Origin of the sequence: Enterococcus sp. HMSC076E04 (assembly GCF_001814285.1) — a bacterium.
Taxonomy (GTDB): domain Bacteria; phylum Bacillota; class Bacilli; order Lactobacillales; family Enterococcaceae; genus Enterococcus_B; species Enterococcus_B lactis.
Genome location: NZ_KV815638.1, coordinates 76,411 through 94,410, shown reverse-complemented (window position 1 = coordinate 94,410; position 18,000 = coordinate 76,411). Strand labels below are relative to the sequence as shown.

Sequence of the window (18,000 nt, the reverse complement as noted above, 5' to 3'; positions counted from 1 at the left end):
TTTTCTATTTACACAAAATATTTTACACTCTCTATGCGATGTCTACTGAAAATGAATTAAACAAAAAAGTATCTTATGAAAGTAATATCCATTATATACCAAAAGGGAATAATCCTACTGAACGATCAGAAGATTTTACTAAATATATGCGTGAATCTACAGGGAATTCTCATATATTCTTCAAAGGATTTCTTACAGAAGATGGAATAAAAAAGAGCCCCAAATTACCTAGTAAACTTATACAAGCAGATAACAGAATTAAAGCTGACACTAACTTATCGCCGTATAAACAATGTGGTTATTTGGAAACATACTTTTTTGATGGCATATCGATCTATACGAAACAAGGCACAGGAGCTCTGATTGATGGAAATAGATTCGTTACCGCGGGGAGTATGGTATACTCTCAAGACCAGTTTAATGGATGGGCAATGTCGAGTTTAATATGGATTGCTAGTCAAGATGGAAGAGGAACACTTACAGATGATCCTTCATCTGGACAAAATGGAGGATACAGATTCAGTTCAATGCAAGGTTGAACAAATAAAGGTGATTCTCGTTATGATATGGGATATATAACCATGAATAGTTCATTAGAAGAAGTATCTGGCCGTTTAAATTATGCGGTGCCAGTGGAAGGAATTGCTCAATCTAATATTGTGAGCTATACTGGTAATCTGTTTGGACAGACAATGTGGGGAAACGAGACTGTAGTAATTAATACACCAGAATTGTTATTTCACGATATTACTATTTCAGATGGTTCTATAGGAGCACCAATCATTCAAAATTCTGCTCTTGTAGGCATAACTACTACCCTGAATAGACAAGGTTCAATGAATCAAGCACTTGCTATAAGACAAGAACTTTATATTTTTTTTACATCATAATGCACAAAACAATGAAAAAACTAATATATAGTTTTAATTATCCACTTGATAAAAACACCTTATATTAACGAAATGAAGAGGGGGGATTTCGAAGTAAAAATCCATTTACCTAAAATTAGAAGCTAAGCTTTCCTTTCAAGGAAGGCTTTTTGTTTTGTTATAGACTTGCGATTGTTTGTGAGCTGAATCGTTCATTTTAATGACTTATACACGCGAATGATGGGTCTTTTTCCTCTGTTCATTCATAATATTGAACGGTGCAGCCAGCGATACTATACTGACCTCAGCTTCAAGAAAACGTTAACATTTTTTTGTGGGGGGAGAGTTTTTTTATGAGGTTTGATCAATTGATCGCAGAAGAACTGATTGTTTTCGATCCATTGATAGATTCAAATTGAGGTATCGATATTTAACGAGATTCTCTTTAAGAGGATTCTGTTTTTTGTATTCAAGTTTATAGCAATTAAGTGTTGTCAGCGAATTCATCATAGTAATGGATGTTCGTTTGTTTTTTTATTTGTTATTTTTATAAGTTATATAGTAAATATAATTTGAGTATGTTATGATTTTTGTTGGATAAAAACGAAGTTTAAACTATTTATCAAAAAAATGTTGTGTTATTTATTTTTATATTAAGCAATACACGTAGCCATTTAGTGTGAAAAACTGATTGATCCAAAAGAAGAATAAGATCCATAATAGCTGAATATTAGGAGGGAAGAAGATGGAAGGAAACAAAGTGAAGGTAAAAATAATTAATATTAAGAAAGAAAAAAATTACCTAAAAAATTCTCTAGCAACAATGATTCTATTTATGAGTAGTCAAGTTCTGCAATTTATTTTAGTGCTAGATGTTTTAAGAGAAACAGGATCAGCGCTCATATTCTCTGTAGCAGTAGCAGCTTCTAGTATTTTTAATATTGTATTTTCTCCGATATCCGGATTCATTAATGAAAAATATGACAAAAGGTACATTATGGGAATTTCTAGTGTCGCTGTAGGATTTTTAGGCATAATAATCTATTTTTTGTACAGTTCAATGGAAATAACTTCAATTATAGTGCCTGTCGTTTTGCTTGTTGGCCTTGGAATTTTTGAGGTCTTCTATTTAGGTGGTTGTATACCGATATTATCAGAAATATTTGAGGATAAAGATATGATTGAAATATCAGCGACTTCCACTCAAATGATGGTTCTAATAATGAAAATTTTATCTCCTTTAATTGGAGGAATCATCTATAGTATCTGGTCCATAGAAAGAACAATTGTTTTTATATCGGTCACTTTTATAACAACAAGTTGTTTCTGTTTTTCTATGACTATTCGCCCGAAAGAAAATAAATTGACTGACAAAGTAAGTTTTTTAGAAATTTACAGAAATAAATTAGGCGACTTAAGAAGTCAAAAGCAATTGGCTCCACTTCTACTTATCTTGATTGTTTCTAGCATGGTATTCTTATCAAATAAAGACGTCATAATGATTTACAGTTTTGATCAAATTGATTTATCGTCTTCGGTAGTGATTGGCTTATCTATGACTATTATCACAGTAATCGAAGGGATTTTTTCTTTTATTGCATTGGGAATTTATCAAGAAAAGAATGATGTATTTGTGCTAAGAATATCTAGTCTGTTGATTTCAGGTTTTTTCTTACTTTTTTTCATTATTCTTATGTTTTATGAATCTTATTTGAATAATTTTTTTGTAATATATAGTTTATTTACAGCAATAACAGCAATTTTTACTATCATTTCCATGAAGCATTTTTTGGCCCAATTCCCAGAAGAAGAGAAGGTTCAAGCGATTAGTACAATTAATTATTTGTCTAATATTTTTGTCTCTTTAGGTTATATTATTTATGGATTTTTGATCCAAACCATAGGACTTATTTCTGTAGTATCCTTAAGTGGTCTTCTTTTTTTAACTGTTGTTTCTCCCATCTTAATAGCTTGGAAAAAAAGTTCGATTGAATGATGAGGACTTATTTCTAGTAAAAAACCATTTACCTAAAAATAGAAAACAAGCAGACCGGCTTGCCGTTTTAGTTACACAGCAAAAAATCGCACATAAATTCATGCATCAAGCCATTGCTTTTCATGAAATCGATTATCTGGTGACAAGTAACGAACTGGCAAAAGAACAGTATGAGAAAGTAAAGGAACACCATATCGAATGTCTGTATGGATGAATTATTGCGTGAATATTCTAAGGTGTTTTCCCATTTTTTCATTTTCTTAGATAGGACCTTATCTTTGCTCGCTTCTCTTAGCCGATGGTATAATAATGAAAAGGTTATCTTGTTAGATAATCTTACTTTTTTATCCAGGAGAAAGGAGTGCAGAAAATGAAACATGTGAAGGCGTTGGTAGTGAAGGCAATCATGATCTGGGCAATTCTGTGGGTCGTGCTGACCGGTTTATACGGTGTTAGCTTTATGGATTCAACGATTGTTGGAGTAATTATCGTAGTGATGATCTATGTGCTAGGGGATCTGTTGATCTTACGTAAAGTAGGGAACATCGCAGCGACGATCGCAGATGCTGGTTCAGCTGCAGTTATCTTGTGGCTCTATCTATACTTTATGAATGATACAGTCGATATTTGGATGAAAGTCTTGATTCCTGCTCTATTGATCGGTGTGGCAGAATGGTTCTTCCACAAGTGGTTGTTAAGTCAAGGAATCGTACCAGACGAACGAAAAATGGAATAAAGCATCAGTTGTTTTTATCAAAAAACCGCTCAGATCATTTTCAGATCTGAACGGTTTTTTTATCTATTCATCAAGATCAAATTTCATTTTTCAATGATTCAATCAATTCGCCTTCTGCTTCATGACTATGTTTTCGTCCATTAGCAAGATAGAGCGCTGTACATATCAATGGAATGACTCCGGCAATCACATACAATCCTCTAAATGAAGTAAGAGATTTTAGCATCCCCATCAAATAAGGACCAACCCCTAAGCCTAGGTCTAAACCAATAAAGTAGGTAGACAAAGCAATACTGATGCGGTGTTCTTTTACGATCTTCAAACAGACAGCTTGTCCATTTGACATGAACGTACCATAACCTAAGCCGACTAATGCTCCAGAAATAAGCAATGTCACACTATTCGTCGTTACACTCAGTAAAAATAATCCTGCTGTTAAGAATAAATAGCTAGGATACATCACGTATTGTTCTCCTTTGACATCGAAAATCCTTCCAGTCAATGGACGTGTAAATGTGATGACCAAAGCATATACGACGAAGAAAAATGACCCAGCAGCAACTAAGTGGATTACTTTTGTATAAGAAGATAAAAATGATAAAACACTTGAATAAGAAAGACCCATCAAAAAGGCGATTCCTGTAATGAAAAGTGCTTTCTTTTCAATAAAACTATTGATATTCCATGAACGAAGAGATGTTTTTTGTTCTTCAGATAATGGAATATTTTTTACAGGAAAGACAAGGCAGGCAATCGTAACAAAGAAGACCAGTACAATTGAAAACCAAATAATGAAACGAAAGTCAGTCATGTTCAGCAAAATCATTCCTAAAAATGGTCCAACAGCGGCAGCTAAACTAGTACTTAATCCGTAATAATTGATGCCTTCCCCTTTTTTAGATGCAGGGATATATGCAGTAACGATAGCATTTGTAGCTGTAGAAACTGTACCGTAACCAAATCCATTCAAGAATCGAACTAAATACAATGCCCCGATAGTTGGTGTATAAAGATAAGCTAATGTTGTCAGAAGATAGAAAATCGCGCCGCCTCTTAAGGTAAACTTCCGACCAAATAGTTCTAACTGTTTCCCCATGAATAAGCGTGCCAGCAATGTTCCGATGATATATATTCCAGAAGCAAAACCTGCTTGGCTCAAGCTGGCGTGTAATGTGTCTTGCGCAATGACTGCCATGATGACCATCAACAGATAATAAATTAGGTAGACAATAAAATTGATCAATGTGATTCCGATAAAATATTTATTAAATAATTTCTTTTCCATGTATGTTATACATTCCCCTTAAGCTGAATATGCTTTTAATTTTTGTATTTGGACTTCTACATCGTGATAATTGGATGGATAGCGATCAACAAGTTGGCGAATAAATAAATCCCGTGTAGACATAAACAGGTTTAAAAATTCTTCGCATTCGTTTGTTGGATTCTCATCCACTGCTTTGATCAATTCGATCGAGTTTTGATACGCATCATTTAAAAAGACTAAAGAAGCTTTCATGTCAAATCTTGTTTGATACGCTGTTTCTAATCGATTAATGATTGTGTTCATCCAGTAATTCATGTTTTTTCCCTCTATTCTTAAAAAATTTTACTTCTGCAGTATAACGAATAAAAAAAAGGAAAAAAATCGCATAAGTGATAGAAAAAGGTACTTAACAAATGTTAATATCATTAGTAAAATACCTTTGGACTTTAAAAAGTTTTAAAGTACTGTATGATCTTTTTAGATGAAAGTTTGGATGGGGGAGCATCATTGGATAGTAGAGTCTTAAAGGAATATTTGGATAAAAATGATTTTCCGATAATACGCAAAGGATATCATAAATATTTGACATTCGAAGGGATGGAAGATTCCCATACGTATATCTTGAAAGAGGGAACGGTAAAAGCAAGTGTTATTTCAAATGATGGGAGAGAATTTAACCTTCGCTATATCAAAGATCTTGAAATCGTCTCTCTTTTAAAAGACGAATATTCACAATTCATCGATTCGCCGTATAATATTCGAGTTGAATCAGAATATGCAGAGTTTTATCGAATCAATCGTGTGCGATTTTGGCAAAATATCAACCAAGATCCAAAGCTGCAACACTATGTAAAAGAGTATTACCGCTATCGCTTGCTTTATTCGATGAAAAAAATGCAACAAATGCTGTTAAATGGAAAACTGGGAGCTGTTTGTACGCAACTTTACGAATTATATGATTTATTCGGTGTGCGAACAGAAGAGGGGATGCTGATCGATTTTTCGATCACAAATGAAGAAATCGCCAAATTTTGTGGTATTTCAACTGCTAGCAGTGTGAACAGAATTTTAAAGCAGTTGAAAAAAGATGGTATTATCACAGTGAAAGATCATCATATCGTTATTTTGAATATGGACTTGTTAGAAGACAATATTATCTTTTGATGAACAAAGAGGTTGTGACAGAAGTGGTCAGCTTCAAGAAATAAGAAGGAATTTCCGAAAATTGTTACTCAAATTTTTTGACAAATTTCGGCTTATTTCCGAAGAAGCTACTTCTGGAACACCGTGAATAAGAGGTTGTGAAATCAGCGTTTTGAGCTAATACCGAGGGTCAGCTGATTGAACACCGTTTACCAAGAGATTGTAAAAAAGCTGTTCTGCATCAAGTAATAAGAACAGCCAAGTAAAAACAGCTCCTAATGTTTTTAACTTGGCTGGACTTATTACCGCGGATGCAAGCTTTTGAACACCGTTTATTCGCAACAAAAGGGCTGTGACAAAAATCGTGTCACAGCCCTTTTTGCGAACATTCATTTAGCTATTTTTAGAAACTTCTTCCGCCACCGCCAAAAGTCCCGCCACCGCTAGAGTGGGTAGTACTTCCGCCACCGCCGCTTCCAGGAGGTGGGCTTTTGGGGATTCTTCTTGTCGTGACAAAAGAATTTGTCAGACGATCGGTTTTTTCAGTTAATTTGATACTGGATTTTTCTCGGAACGGATATTTGTAGATGCCTGATTTCAATTGATAACGCGAAACAGTCACAAAATAAAAGACAAGACTAAGGATAAGAGCCAAAACAACAGCAATGATGATTTCCACTGTCGTCAAAACTTTATAGCGTGTGATTTTGCCAGTTTCTTCATCTACACGATAATGTCCTCCTGGAACTCCGTCTTCCACATATGTGGCTGATTTAGACAAGTACGCTTTTGCAGCATCGTAGTAGGCAGCATTCGTCATCTGATCATAAACATCATCTAAGATCGAATCGATTCTACTGTCAGTCAAATAATCGATCATATTACCAGAAGTCGAAATGTAGATTTCACGCTGTCCCATATCCAATAGCAAAACTGAGCCATTTTGATCATTTCCGACTGCCTTTCTTAAGTAATTATCGGCAAAGTCTCTTGGTTCTTCTGAATTAGAAGTAGTTGTGACGATCAAGACTCGTCCTTTGATTTTTTCATTCAGCTTTTCTGCCTGTTGTTCCAAAGATTGGATTTGATCTGTAGTGAACAACCCAGCCTCGTCATTTACCGTCGCTGTATCCGCATGAGTAGCCACTGGCCAACTAACACTTACTAGCAAAAGAAAGAACAAAAAGAATTTTTTCATCATATCAAGTAACCTCCGATCAGAAAGAGGATCGCTAATCCAACGAAAATCCCAAGAGCAGTCAGTCCTAATTTTTTCTGGCTAATCGGCAGGACACCGCTGACTTTTCCTGTTTGTCCATTCATTGCATAGTAGTAGACTTTTTTACTTGAGTCATTGCTTCGATAAGTAACGAGCCATACCGGCAACAATACGTAATTATTTACTTCATTTGTGATTGAAGCAGAGGTTCGGACTCCTGTCAATGTTGTATACCCATTGGCAGTATCTTTTAACAGCTTCTCTGAATAGTCTTTTAATTCAGATTGGATTTGCGATTTGATTGCCTCGTATTCGATATCTCTTTTTTCTGCTTGGAACCCGGCTAAATACTGGCTTTTAAAATCAATTGCTTTATCTAACGGGAAAGGTTGCACACCTTCGACCATCTTTTGTTGCGTATTTTTTGATAAGGCATTTTTTACTAGTTCTTTAAAAGAAAGCTTGCCTGCTCTTGAAACAGCAAATTGCTTCGTTTCTGTGTATTCGATGTCACCTATTCGCCAAATGCGGATAACGGTGCCGTTTGCCTGCATTGTGCCATCTACTTCAGCATCTGTAGCCCAATAAGGGAAATATACACCCGTCAGCTTATCGATTTGGTCTTTATTGAAAAAAGCTTTTGGAACAAACCATTTTTTCTTGGTCCAAGCGAGAAATCTATTGATTGCTTCTTCTTTCTCGACAGCAAAAGGAAGTACTTTGTTTGGCAAGAATTCTCCGCTTAAACGTCCCGATAGTACGACGGGATTATGGCAGTAGTAACAATAAGTCGCAGCAGTGGTCGCATCGGTCACAATCTCTGCACCACAGTTGGGACAAAGGAAAAGATCCATCGCTACAGTATTACCTGCAGCTTCGTCCGCTGTATCTGAAAAACCGCCTGCCTCGTCAAACGCTTTGCGCTCGGCTTCACTCATGTCGGTAAGCTGTTCTTGGGCTGTAAAAGTAAAATCTTCTGTAGGCGAAGGTTCTTCTTTGTTCTCTTCGCCAGCCATACGCGCTTCTTTTTGCTTCTGCTCATATTGGCTGACTTCTTCTTCGGTATAGATATTCAGGCAGTATTCGCAATGAAATTTTTGGTCTTTAGGATCAAAAGTCAACGGACCGCCGCAATTAGGACATTTATGTGTCAGAACATCCATCAGCTGCACACCTTTCTCAATAAATTAATCAACGGGGATTCCTTTAAACGGTTTGCCGCAGTTTGGACAGAATTTAGGGATACCGTTGGAAAGATCCACAATTTCGTTACATTCGCTGCAACGCATCTGTAGCTTAGGCTGAGCGTTTTCTACTGGTTTGGCAGCGCCACAGTTGGAACAGAATTTTCCGGAATTTTCTGTCCCACAGACTGGACACGTCCAAGTATCTGCATTCCCTTGTGCGGCTTGTTGATTTTGTTTTTCAGCTTGTTGCTTGATTTGTTCTTGGTTGTTTTGAGCCGCTTGGGAAAGGTAAGAGCCATTTGCATTCATTCCCATACCTACGCCCATAAAGCCAGTCATTGCTCCGGCTTCATTTTTTCCGGCTGCTTCCATTCCACGGGCAATGGAACCTTGCACGTATCCTTCACGCACACTAGGATCACCTAGCATCGCCCCTTCGTTACGCATATTGATTAGTTTCACAGAATCATCTGTGTAAGAAATGCTGGCCACAGCGACAGAGACGATCTCCATCCCTCGCAACTCGCGCCAAGAATCATCCAGTGCAGTATCCATGTATTTGCTTAACTCCAGACTCTTAGATGGTACATAAGAAATCCGTTGTCCATCCGCAGACATCTGATTGATTGCTGATTGCAATGCTGTTAGGAATTCTGCTAAGTATTGCTCGTTGATATCATTGATTTCTACTTGTGTTTTGTTTTTAGGAATTGCGTTTGTATAAAATAAAATCGGGTCAACGACATGAATAGAATAAGTACCATGTGCCCGTAAGAATAATTCTGCGTTATAGAAATTATCAAAGTAGTTCAATGGCGCACTCGTACCGAATTTGATTCCCTTTATTTCTTGGAGGTTGATATAAAAAACTTGTTGTTTCTGCGGTGTAACGCCACCAAATTTAAATCGGTCAAATGTTTCAGCAATTGCTTCTTTCAGTGTTCCGTTGAACATGGAAGGAGCTGCGTCATTTTTAATGGTGTAATACCCTTCCTCAGCGGTATAATCGATGATTTTTCCACCATCGACCAAAAGCATCATCATGTTTGGATAGACATGGACGACTGTTCCGTCTGTTAAAACATCTTCTGTTCCTTTACGATTGGAGCCACGTTTGTCATCTTTGCGAACTTTGACACCTTTCGTCATAACCGTTGTATCACTCATATTGTCTGGTTCGATGACTTCTAGCCATTGATCTGCCAGACCGCCGCCGACCATACTTGTTGCTGCTTTGATAAGACCCATAAAAAATTCCTCCTCTGATTCAGCTAATGCCAAACAATTATTGTTTATTTATTATACCATAGGAAGAAGTGAAACTTCTCGGACTAGAGACGGAATTGAAATGGAAACTTGCGTATTGATTAAATACCTGAAAAAGCCGAGAAGGATAGTAGTTTTTTTCCCCAATATCACGTATAATAAGAGATAGTGAATTTTTTAAAAAAGGGGGATCCTTATGGCATATCAAGCACTTTATCGAGTCTGGCGTTCGCAGCGTTTCGAAGACATCGTTGGACAAAAAGCTGTGACACAGACACTAAAAAATGCTATTGTTTCCCACAAAACCTCACATGCCTATTTGTTTACAGGACCCAGAGGAACCGGAAAGACAAGTGCAGCAAAGATTTTCGCAAAAGCAATCAACTGTCCGAACAGTAAAGACGGTGAACCATGCAACGAATGCAAAATGTGTCGATCAATCACTGCTGGTACGCAAGAAGATGTGATCGAAATCGATGCTGCCAGCAATAATGGAGTCGAAGAAATCCGATTTATCCGTGATCGGGCAAATTATGCGCCTACAAAGGCAGCGTACAAAGTGTACATTATTGATGAGGTACATATGCTTTCAACAGGAGCTTTCAATGCCTTGTTGAAAACATTGGAAGAGCCAAAAGAAAGTGTCATATTCATCTTAGCAACGACCGAACCTCACAAAATACCAGCTACGATCATTTCACGAACCCAACGATTTGATTTTAAACGGATCAATACGGCAGATATTGTCGAACATCTTGAATTTATCTTAAAAGAATCGACTATCAGCTATGAACCAGCTGCATTGAATGTGATTGCCCGTTCCGCAGAAGGCGGGATGCGGGATGCATTGAGTATTCTCGATCAGGCAATCTCATTTAGTGAAGGAACGATTACTTTAGATGATGCCATGCAAGTAACAGGCAGCTTGACAGACGAAATGATGGACAGCTACTTGAGTGCTTGCGTGAAAAAAGAAGTACCAGAAGCATTGGAAGCGTTGAATCAAATTCTCGCAGCTGGCAAAGAATCACGTCGCTTTCTAGAGGACATGTTACAATACTGCCGTGATCTGCTGATGTATCAGCAAGCGCCCAATCTAGTTGAGGAACAATCAAGTACGATCAGAAGTACATTTACAGAATTGGCACAAACTGTTTCAGCGGATCAGCTATTTTCAATGATAAAGATTTTGAGCGATACACAAAATGAAATCCGATTTACTAATAGTGCCGCTATTTATTTGGAAGTCGCTACAGTCAAACTCGCACAGCTACCGTCTGCTTCTGTTCCTTCAGCAAAAATGGCATCAGCAGATGATCAGATCGTAAAACAGCTGCAACAAGAGATCAAGGAACTGAGAAACGAAATCAAAGAACTTCGCAGTAACACAGGAACTGCGAATACAAAAGTACAGCCAGTACAGCAGACGAATCATAAAAAACAAACAAGTACGTATCGGGTACCGACGGAACGGGTATATAAAGTTCTGCGGGAAGCGACAAGACAGCATCTGAACCAAGTAAAAGAAGTATGGGAAGATTTGCTGATGAGCCTCTCTGTCACTCAGCGGGCAATGCTTAAAGCAAGTAAACCAGTTGCAGCTGGCCCTACAGGATTAGTGATTGCATTTGATTATGAGATTGTTTGTCAAAGAGCAGCAAACGACGAAGAACTGCAGCTTTCGGTACACAATAATTTAAGCCGAATGATCAAAGACTATGCGCCTGATCCGGTTTATATCACAAGAGAAAGTTGGCCAGAACTTCGAAAAAATTATTTGACGCAAGCACAAGAAGAGGGAACAGAAAATTCTTTTGCTTCTGAAGAATCAGAAGGAGAAATCGAATTACTCCCTCAAGAACAGGAAGTACCAGAAGAAACACTTGTAGTAAAAGCAGAGGAACTTTTTGGTTCCGAAGCTGTTACAGTAGTAGATGATTAAGAAAAAAGGAGTAGATAATTATGATGCGTGGAATGGGCAATATGCAAGGCATGATGAAACAAGTACAAAAAATGCAAAAAGAAATGGCGGAAGCACAAGACCTGCTAAATAAAACAGAATTTACAGGTAAAGCAACTAATGAATTGGTCAAAGCCGTATTTACAGGTGATCGCCGCATGAAGGATATCCAAATCAATGAAGAAGTCGTTGATCCTGATGATATTGAGATGCTTCAAGATCTTGTCGTAATGGCAGTCAATGACGCAATCACACAAATTGATGTGGAAACTGAGAAAAAATTAGGGAAATACGCAAAAGGGTTACCAGGATTTTAGTTTTAAACTGAAGGAGTAATGAATATGCAATATCCAGAACCAATTGCGAAACTGATCGACAGCTATATGAAACTTCCAGGAATCGGCCAGAAAACAGCGACAAGACTCGCGTTTTATACAATCGATATGAAAGATGAAGTAGTGAATGAATTTGCTAAATCTTTGTTAAGTGTAAAACGAGATTTACACTTTTGCAGTATCTGCGGAAACATCACAGAAGAAGATCCTTGCGAAATATGTAGAAACCCTTCACGTGATCGCAGCATTATCCTAGTGGTCGAAGAGCCGAAAGATGTAATGGCGATGGAAAAAATGCGGGAATATCACGGACTTTATCATGTACTCCATGGTGTGTTATCACCGATGGAAGGGACAGGTCCAGAAGATATCAATATTTCTTCGCTGCTGCAGCGGCTGCATGATGCAGATGTAAAAGAAGTGATCATCGCAACAAATGCGACAACAGAAGGAGAAGCAACAGCAATGTATCTCTCACGTCTAATTAAACCAGCCGGTATCAAAGTAACACGTTTAGCACATGGGTTGTCTGTAGGCTCTGATATCGAGTACGCAGATGAAGTCACGTTATTGAAAGCTGTCGAAGGAAGACGCGAGTTATAAATTTCTAATTAAATGTTTTTTCAGATACAATATAGAAGCAGCATAAGAGATGGGGGCAACAATGTGAACGGACTATTTATTACAATCGAGGGGCCTGATGGTGCAGGAAAAACCAGCATCTTGAATGAACTTTTCCCTCTTTTGAAAGAAGTAGCAAAAACAGAAATCATTCAAACAAGAGAACCGGGAGGCATCCCGATTGCTGAAGAGATTCGAGCGGTGATCCTGGATCCAAAAAATGATCGGATGGATGAACGCACGGAAGCACTACTTTATGCGGCGGCAAGAAGACAGCATCTAGTCGAAAAGGTCTTGCCTGCTCTGGCAAAAGGGAAAATCGTTTTATGCGACAGATTTGTCGACAGTTCTCTTGCTTATCAAGGTGCAGGCCGACGCATCGGCGTTACCGAGATTGCTCGGTTGAATGAGTTTGCTACAGAAGGTACTACGCCAGATTTTACCCTTTATCTTGACGTAGATTCAGACACCGGATTAAGAAGAATCAAGAAAAACAGACAAAACCAAATCGACCGTTTAGATTCGGAAGGTTTGGAATTCCACCAGCGTGTACGACATGCTTACTTAAAGCTGGCAGAAGAGAATCCGGAAAGAATCCACAAAGTTGATGCAAGAAAAAGCTTTGAAGAAGTGCTGCAAACAAGTTATCATACAATTATTGAACAATATCCGCAATTTTTTGAAAACTAGGAAGGTGAACGTTTATGAAAATTATTTTAGCGATTATCCAAGACAAAGACAGCAACCGTTTATCAAATGAATTGATTGATGCAAATATCCGTGCCACAAAATTATCATCGACAGGCGGCTTCCTTAAGGCTGGAAACAGCACGTTTATCGTGGGTATTGAAGATGATCGAGTAGAAGAAGCATTGGAAATCATCAAAAAAACGTGTGAATCAAGAAAACAATTTGTATCTACACCTGTTACATTGGATATCTCGATGGATGGGGGCGTCCCTTATCCAGTAGAAGTAGAAGTAGGCGGTGCAACAGTCTTCGTCTTACCTGTTGAAGGATTCCATCAATTTTAGGAGGAGCTGAGCTATGAATCAAGAAATAAACTTGGCTCAAATGCAACCGATCGTGTATCAGCAGCTTCAACGGAGTTTTGAGCATGGGCGTCTCGCTCATGCTTATCTTTTTGAAGGAGAAAAAGGAACAGGAAAACATGAAGTAGGTGTGTGGCTCGCACAGCACCTGTTCTGTACCCAAATGGAAGACAATCAGCCTTGCGGAAAATGCAACAATTGTCAGCGGATCGAAAAGAAAGAACATCCAGATGTTCTGGTTATCGAACCGGACGGACAAACAATCAAAGTTGACCAGATCAGACGTTTGCAGACGGAATTCAGTCGCAGCGGATATGAATCAAGAAAAAAGGTTTTTTTGATTAAAGAAGCTGAAAAAATGAATAGCAGTGCGGCAAACAGTCTGTTGAAATTTTTGGAAGAACCACCGGGAGATTTTTTAGCGGTATTAGAGACAGACGCAGTAGGAAGGATTCTCCCTACTATTCAATCCCGTTGTCAAGTGCTGCATTTTCAAGAACTTTCAAAAGAAGCATTGATCCATCGATTGCAAGAAGAGCAGATTCCATTAGAAAAATCAAAACTTTTGGCTTTCTTAACAAACAGTTTAGGAAAAGCAGTTGAAATCTCTCAAGATGAATGGTTTAATGATGCTAAGGACTTGATTTATCAATGGTTCGTTTACTTGCAAAAGCAAGACACTCAAGCCTTTATCTATGTCCAAAAAAAATTAGTGAAATCATTTAAAGAAAAAACACAGCAGTTTACAGGATTATCTGTCCTGATGTTTTATTATCAGGAAGCACAGCGTCAAGCAGTAGCGAAAGGCGAATATGGCAAAGTGAAACAGATAAACCAGATAATTGAACGAATATTGATCGCAGAGCAGAAACTACGTAGCAATGTCGGTTTTCAAGCTGTTGCGGAACAGTTCGTTTTGCAGACGATTTTTTAGCTTGCCGCAGAGGACGAGAATCAAGGAGGATGGAAATGGTAGAAGTAGTAGGTGTCCGATATAGAGATGCAGGTCATATCTATTATTTTGCACCAGGAGACTCTGAATATATTTATAATGACAAGGTATTAGTCGAATCTCAGCAATCCTTACATATTGCTACTGTTGTCCTTCCTAAAAAAGAGATTGATCCCAATGACCTTCCTGAAGCTATTCGTCCAATCTTGCATAAAGCATCAAAAGCTGAACTAGAAAAAGACAAAAAAAATAAAGAAGATGCGCGTGATGCATTGCAAATCGCAAAAGAAAAAGTGCAGTTGCGTGAGCTGGAAATGAAAATAATCAAAGCTGAATATACATTTGATCGAAACAAACTGATTTTTTCTTTTACGGCGGACGGGCGAATCGACTTTAGAGAATTGGTAAAGGATCTAGCCGCTGTATTTCGTACTCGTATTGAGCTTCGACAAATTGGTGTACGCGATGAAGCGAAGATAATAGGCGGAATTGGTCCATGTGGGCGTCCATTATGCTGTTCTTCTTTTTTAGGCGATTTCGTGCCCGTATCGATCAAAATGGCAAAAGATCAAAGCTTATCTTTGAACCCAACAAAAATTTCCGGTTTATGCGGACGCTTGATGTGCTGTCTACAATATGAGAGCGAAGAATACGAGACAGCAAAAAAAGAACTCCCTGACTTTGGAAAAGTAATTGTTACACCTGATGGTAAAGGGAAAGTCGTAGGGTTGAATCTGCTTAGCCGTATCGTTAGTATTCGGCTGACTGGACGGGAAAATCCTGTCGAATATGAATGGGATGAATTGAAAGAATTTATCCAAGTAGGTGAGATAAATGGATAAGAGATCATTATACGACGGATTGAATCAGTTAGAATCAGAGTTGAGAAATACATTAACAGAACTTGTTGAAATGAAGCATGCTTTGCATGAAATCGTAGAAAAAAATACGACTTTGGAGATGGAAAATCAACGTTTGCGAGAACATCTTCGGGAATTGAACCAAGTTGCACAAGCTCCAGCTGAAAATGTGAAGCAAGAACTTTCCAAGTCTCGTATGAATCTTGAAAAAATTTATGAAGAAGGCTTCCATGTCTGCTACGATTTATATGGATCAAGACGGGACAATGACGAGCCTTGTGCGTTTTGTCTAGAAGTGATCTATCGCGAAAGCGGTCGATGATCAATAACAAGAGGAGACTGGAGCGGAGAAAGACTGCTCCAGTTTTTTTATTAAGGAGATTGTGACAGATGTATAATCAAAAAAGTTTCAAAGGAAATCCAGTATACGGGAATTTATATCTTGTACCGACGCCAATCGGAAATCTAGAAGATATGAGCTACAGAAGTGTTCGTATGCTACAAGAAGCAGACCTTATCGCAAGCGAAGATACGCGTAATACACAAAAATTATTGAATCACTTCGAGATTCATACACCCCAAAAAAGTTTACATGAACATAATTATAAAGAACGTGTCCCTCAATTGATTGCTTTGTTAAAAGAAGGAAAAACGATTGCTCAAGTCAGTGACGCAGGAATGCCTTCCATCAGCGATCCTGGACATGAGCTAGTTTTAGCCTGCATAAAAGAAGGGATTTCTGTGATATCTATCCCAGGACCTACAGCTGGGATGACGGCTTTGATTGCTTCAGGGCTAGTGCCTCAACCATTTTTATTTTATGGCTTCCTTCCACGCAAGAAAAAAGAACAGAAAGAAACATTGGAAAAGCTAAAAGAACAAACAGCTACGCTGATTTTCTATGAGTCACCTTATCGGATCACAGCTACGTTGACGAATTTCTTAGACATTTTTGGTAATCGCCAAGTCGTTTTGTGTCGAGAATTGACAAAGATCCATGAAGAATACCTTAGAGGAAGTACAGAAGAACTACTTGCATATATCGAAGAACATCCAGTAAAGGGGGAATGTTGTCTGCTTGTAGAAGGAAATTTGTTTGAAACGACAGGGACAGAAGTGGATGAAGAGCAGGGATCCTTAAAAGAACAAGTAGAAGCAAAGATTGCATCAGGCGAAAAGCCAAATGCTGCTATCAAAGCAGTAGCGCTTAAAAATGGACTGAAAAAACAAGAAGTTTACCGTCAATATCACGAATTAGACTGAAATAGTATAAGTAGTATACAATCAAGCGGCAATGTGGAAAACAGCTACTAACTTCTCAAATCTCTTGAATGCGAACGAACGTTCCTGTATAATGGCTAAGAGGTGAGGATGATGGAGCTGCAATTTCCTTTACATAATGATACATCAAGAAAAATCATTCATATCGATATGGATGCTTTTTTCGCTTCTGTTGAAGAACGAGATCATCCTGAGTTTCGTGGGCACCCATTAGTAATTGCTAGACATCCCAGTGACACTGGTGGGCGTGGAGTAGTGACTACGGCAAATTATGAAGCAAGAAAATTCGGAATTCATTCAGCAATGAGTGCACAAAAAGCGTATGAACTTTGCCCGCAAGCCATCTTTAAGCCTGGCGACCATCATAAATACAGCGAGATTTCCAAACAAGTACGGGAAGTATTCTATCATTATACAGACATTGTAGAACCAGTTAGTATCGATGAAGCGTATCTTGATGTGACCGAAAACAAAATCAATTGCAAGTCAGCCATCAAAATCGCCCGAATGATCCAGGCAGATATTTGGGAAAGAGTCCAGCTAACATGTTCTGCGGGAGTAAGTTACAATAAGTTTTTGGCCAAATTAGCATCAGACTATCAAAAACCTAGAGGGATCACAGTAGTTGCACCTCAAGATGCTGTGCCATTTTTAAAAGCTTTGCCAATTGAAAAATTTCATGGAGTAGGGAAGAAAACTGTACCTAGAATGCATGAGTTAGGGATTTATACAGGAAAAGACCTATATGAATGCACAGAAATGATGTTGATTCGAAATTTTGGAAAAATGGGCTATTCTCTTTATCGTAAAGTGAGAGGAATCCATGATTCTCCAGTAAATGTTACAAGAGAGCGAAAATCTGTGGGAAAAGAGCATACGTATGGACAGCCATTGCAAACGGAGGAAGCCGTGCTGGCTCAGTTGCGCCAACTAGCTGAAAAAGTAGAAGAAGCACTGAGAAGAGTCCAAAAACATGGGAAAACAGTGGTTTTGAAGGTCAGGTACACGGATTATTCTACTGTGACCAAAAGAGTGACATTGCCAGAATACATCTATAAAAAAGAAGCGCTCTTTTATCAAGCAAGTCTTATATGGGAGGAAATCTTGGGAGTAGAAAAAGGGATCCGATTGTTAGGAATCACCTTGACGAATCTTGACCCGATGACCTATGAAAATATCGTCCTTCCGTTATGGGGAAATCAAGAAATATAAAAACAGCTTTGAGAGTTGAAAATGGAAATCCGTTTTCTCTCTCA

Annotated in this window: 22 protein-coding genes; 16 read left to right on the top strand and 6 right to left on the bottom strand. The window is 38.2% G+C overall.

Annotation, left to right across the window (positions count from 1 at the left end; all coding sequences use genetic code 11):
* Nucleotides 1-17: 17 nt before the first annotated feature.
* From HMPREF2961_RS14200 to HMPREF2961_RS14180, 5 genes are all read left to right on the top strand, one after another.
* A complete protein-coding gene (locus HMPREF2961_RS14200) occupies nt 18-539 on the top strand; it encodes a glutamyl endopeptidase (protein ID WP_070705085.1) in 522 nt (173 codons plus the stop codon).
* A 42-nt stretch (nt 540-581) separates the two neighbouring features.
* Nucleotides 582-890 carry a hypothetical protein gene (locus tag HMPREF2961_RS14195; protein WP_130624781.1) on the top strand — a complete coding sequence of 103 codons (309 nt, stop codon included), beginning with the start codon at nt 582-584 and terminating at the stop codon, nt 888-890.
* A gap of 724 nt (nt 891-1,614) precedes the next feature.
* On the top strand, nt 1,615-2,865 hold the full coding sequence (locus HMPREF2961_RS14190) for an MFS transporter (protein WP_002315438.1): 1,251 nt from the start codon (nt 1,615-1,617) through the stop codon (nt 2,863-2,865).
* Entirely contained in the window at nt 2,858-3,079 is a 222-nt protein-coding gene (locus HMPREF2961_RS14185) for a DeoR/GlpR family DNA-binding transcription regulator (RefSeq protein ID WP_002315437.1), read from the top strand. Before HMPREF2961_RS14190 ends, HMPREF2961_RS14185 begins: the two co-directional genes overlap by 8 nt.
* A 156-nt stretch (nt 3,080-3,235) precedes the next feature.
* Complete coding sequence (locus HMPREF2961_RS14180; protein ID WP_002289228.1) at nt 3,236-3,601, top strand: DUF2512 family protein; 366 nt, start codon at nt 3,236-3,238, stop codon at nt 3,599-3,601.
* 76 nt (nt 3,602-3,677) lie between these two features.
* On the opposite strand, the gene HMPREF2961_RS14175 is transcribed toward HMPREF2961_RS14180, so the two are convergent.
* Nucleotides 3,678-4,886, bottom strand: a complete 1,209-nt coding sequence (locus tag HMPREF2961_RS14175) for an MFS transporter (RefSeq protein WP_002315436.1) — start codon at nt 4,884-4,886, stop codon at nt 3,678-3,680.
* Between the two features lie 18 nt (nt 4,887-4,904).
* Nucleotides 4,905-5,183: a hypothetical protein gene (locus HMPREF2961_RS14170; RefSeq protein WP_002289230.1), complete on the bottom strand. Its 279-nt coding sequence runs from the start codon at nt 5,181-5,183 to the stop codon at nt 4,905-4,907.
* Between the two features lie 192 nt (nt 5,184-5,375).
* Here HMPREF2961_RS14170 and HMPREF2961_RS14165 point away from each other — a divergent pair, with 192 nt between their 5' ends.
* Nucleotides 5,376-6,032 (top strand): Crp/Fnr family transcriptional regulator, encoded by a 657-nt coding sequence (locus tag HMPREF2961_RS14165; protein ID WP_002289231.1) that lies wholly within the window; start codon nt 5,376-5,378, stop codon nt 6,030-6,032.
* A gap of 156 nt (nt 6,033-6,188) precedes the next feature.
* Here the strand turns inward: HMPREF2961_RS14165 and HMPREF2961_RS15485 are convergent, their stop codons facing one another.
* From HMPREF2961_RS15485 to HMPREF2961_RS14145, 4 genes are read right to left on the bottom strand one after another with little or no spacing between them, the layout of a single operon-like run.
* Nucleotides 6,189-6,404, bottom strand: a complete 216-nt coding sequence (locus HMPREF2961_RS15485; protein ID WP_002315435.1) for a hypothetical protein — start codon at nt 6,402-6,404, stop codon at nt 6,189-6,191.
* A gap of 10 nt (nt 6,405-6,414) precedes the next feature.
* Nucleotides 6,415-7,212 (bottom strand): TPM domain-containing protein, encoded by a 798-nt coding sequence (locus HMPREF2961_RS14155; protein WP_002315434.1) that lies wholly within the window; start codon nt 7,210-7,212, stop codon nt 6,415-6,417.
* A complete protein-coding gene (locus tag HMPREF2961_RS14150; RefSeq protein ID WP_002315433.1) occupies nt 7,209-8,393 on the bottom strand; it encodes a TFIIB-type zinc ribbon-containing protein in 1,185 nt (394 codons plus the stop codon). Before HMPREF2961_RS14150 ends, HMPREF2961_RS14155 begins: the two co-directional genes overlap by 4 nt.
* 24 nt (nt 8,394-8,417) lie before the next feature.
* Nucleotides 8,418-9,665 carry an SPFH domain-containing protein gene (locus HMPREF2961_RS14145; protein ID WP_002315432.1) on the bottom strand — a complete coding sequence of 416 codons (1,248 nt, stop codon included), beginning with the start codon at nt 9,663-9,665 and terminating at the stop codon, nt 8,418-8,420.
* 214 nt (nt 9,666-9,879) lie between these two features.
* Here HMPREF2961_RS14145 and dnaX point away from each other — a divergent pair, with 214 nt between their 5' ends.
* The 10 genes from dnaX (at nt 9,880) to dinB (ending at nt 17,956) form a co-directional block, all read left to right on the top strand.
* Complete coding sequence (gene dnaX / locus HMPREF2961_RS14140) at nt 9,880-11,625, top strand: DNA polymerase III subunit gamma/tau (RefSeq protein ID WP_002315431.1); 1,746 nt, start codon at nt 9,880-9,882, stop codon at nt 11,623-11,625.
* A gap of 20 nt (nt 11,626-11,645) precedes the next feature.
* Nucleotides 11,646-11,960, top strand: coding sequence for a YbaB/EbfC family nucleoid-associated protein (locus HMPREF2961_RS14135; protein ID WP_002315430.1), 315 nt, complete (start codon nt 11,646-11,648; stop codon nt 11,958-11,960).
* A 24-nt stretch (nt 11,961-11,984) separates the two neighbouring features.
* Nucleotides 11,985-12,581 (top strand): recombination mediator RecR, encoded by a 597-nt coding sequence (gene recR, locus HMPREF2961_RS14130; protein WP_002292338.1) that lies wholly within the window; start codon nt 11,985-11,987, stop codon nt 12,579-12,581.
* A 63-nt stretch (nt 12,582-12,644) separates the two neighbouring features.
* Nucleotides 12,645-13,289 (top strand): dTMP kinase, encoded by a 645-nt coding sequence (gene tmk / locus HMPREF2961_RS14125; RefSeq protein WP_002292339.1) that lies wholly within the window; start codon nt 12,645-12,647, stop codon nt 13,287-13,289.
* A 14-nt stretch (nt 13,290-13,303) separates the two neighbouring features.
* Complete coding sequence (locus HMPREF2961_RS14120) at nt 13,304-13,633, top strand: cyclic-di-AMP receptor (RefSeq protein ID WP_002292340.1); 330 nt, start codon at nt 13,304-13,306, stop codon at nt 13,631-13,633.
* Nucleotides 13,634-13,646: 13 nt separating this feature from the next.
* Nucleotides 13,647-14,585 (top strand): DNA polymerase III subunit delta', encoded by a 939-nt coding sequence (holB, locus tag HMPREF2961_RS14115; protein WP_002292342.1) that lies wholly within the window; start codon nt 13,647-13,649, stop codon nt 14,583-14,585.
* A 35-nt stretch (nt 14,586-14,620) separates the two neighbouring features.
* Nucleotides 14,621-15,445 carry a PSP1 domain-containing protein gene (locus HMPREF2961_RS14110; protein ID WP_002292343.1) on the top strand — a complete coding sequence of 275 codons (825 nt, stop codon included), beginning with the start codon at nt 14,621-14,623 and terminating at the stop codon, nt 15,443-15,445.
* Nucleotides 15,438-15,785, top strand: a complete 348-nt coding sequence (locus HMPREF2961_RS14105; protein WP_002288076.1) for a DNA replication initiation control protein YabA — start codon at nt 15,438-15,440, stop codon at nt 15,783-15,785. The genes HMPREF2961_RS14110 and HMPREF2961_RS14105 overlap by 8 nt, the downstream gene beginning before the upstream one ends.
* Before the next feature lie 68 nt (nt 15,786-15,853).
* Nucleotides 15,854-16,726 (top strand): 16S rRNA (cytidine(1402)-2'-O)-methyltransferase, encoded by an 873-nt coding sequence (gene rsmI, locus HMPREF2961_RS14100; RefSeq protein WP_002315428.1) that lies wholly within the window; start codon nt 15,854-15,856, stop codon nt 16,724-16,726.
* A 108-nt stretch (nt 16,727-16,834) separates the two neighbouring features.
* Nucleotides 16,835-17,956, top strand: a complete 1,122-nt coding sequence (dinB, locus tag HMPREF2961_RS14095) for a DNA polymerase IV (RefSeq protein ID WP_002310241.1) — start codon at nt 16,835-16,837, stop codon at nt 17,954-17,956.
* The last annotated feature ends 44 nt before the right edge of the window (nt 17,957-18,000 follow it).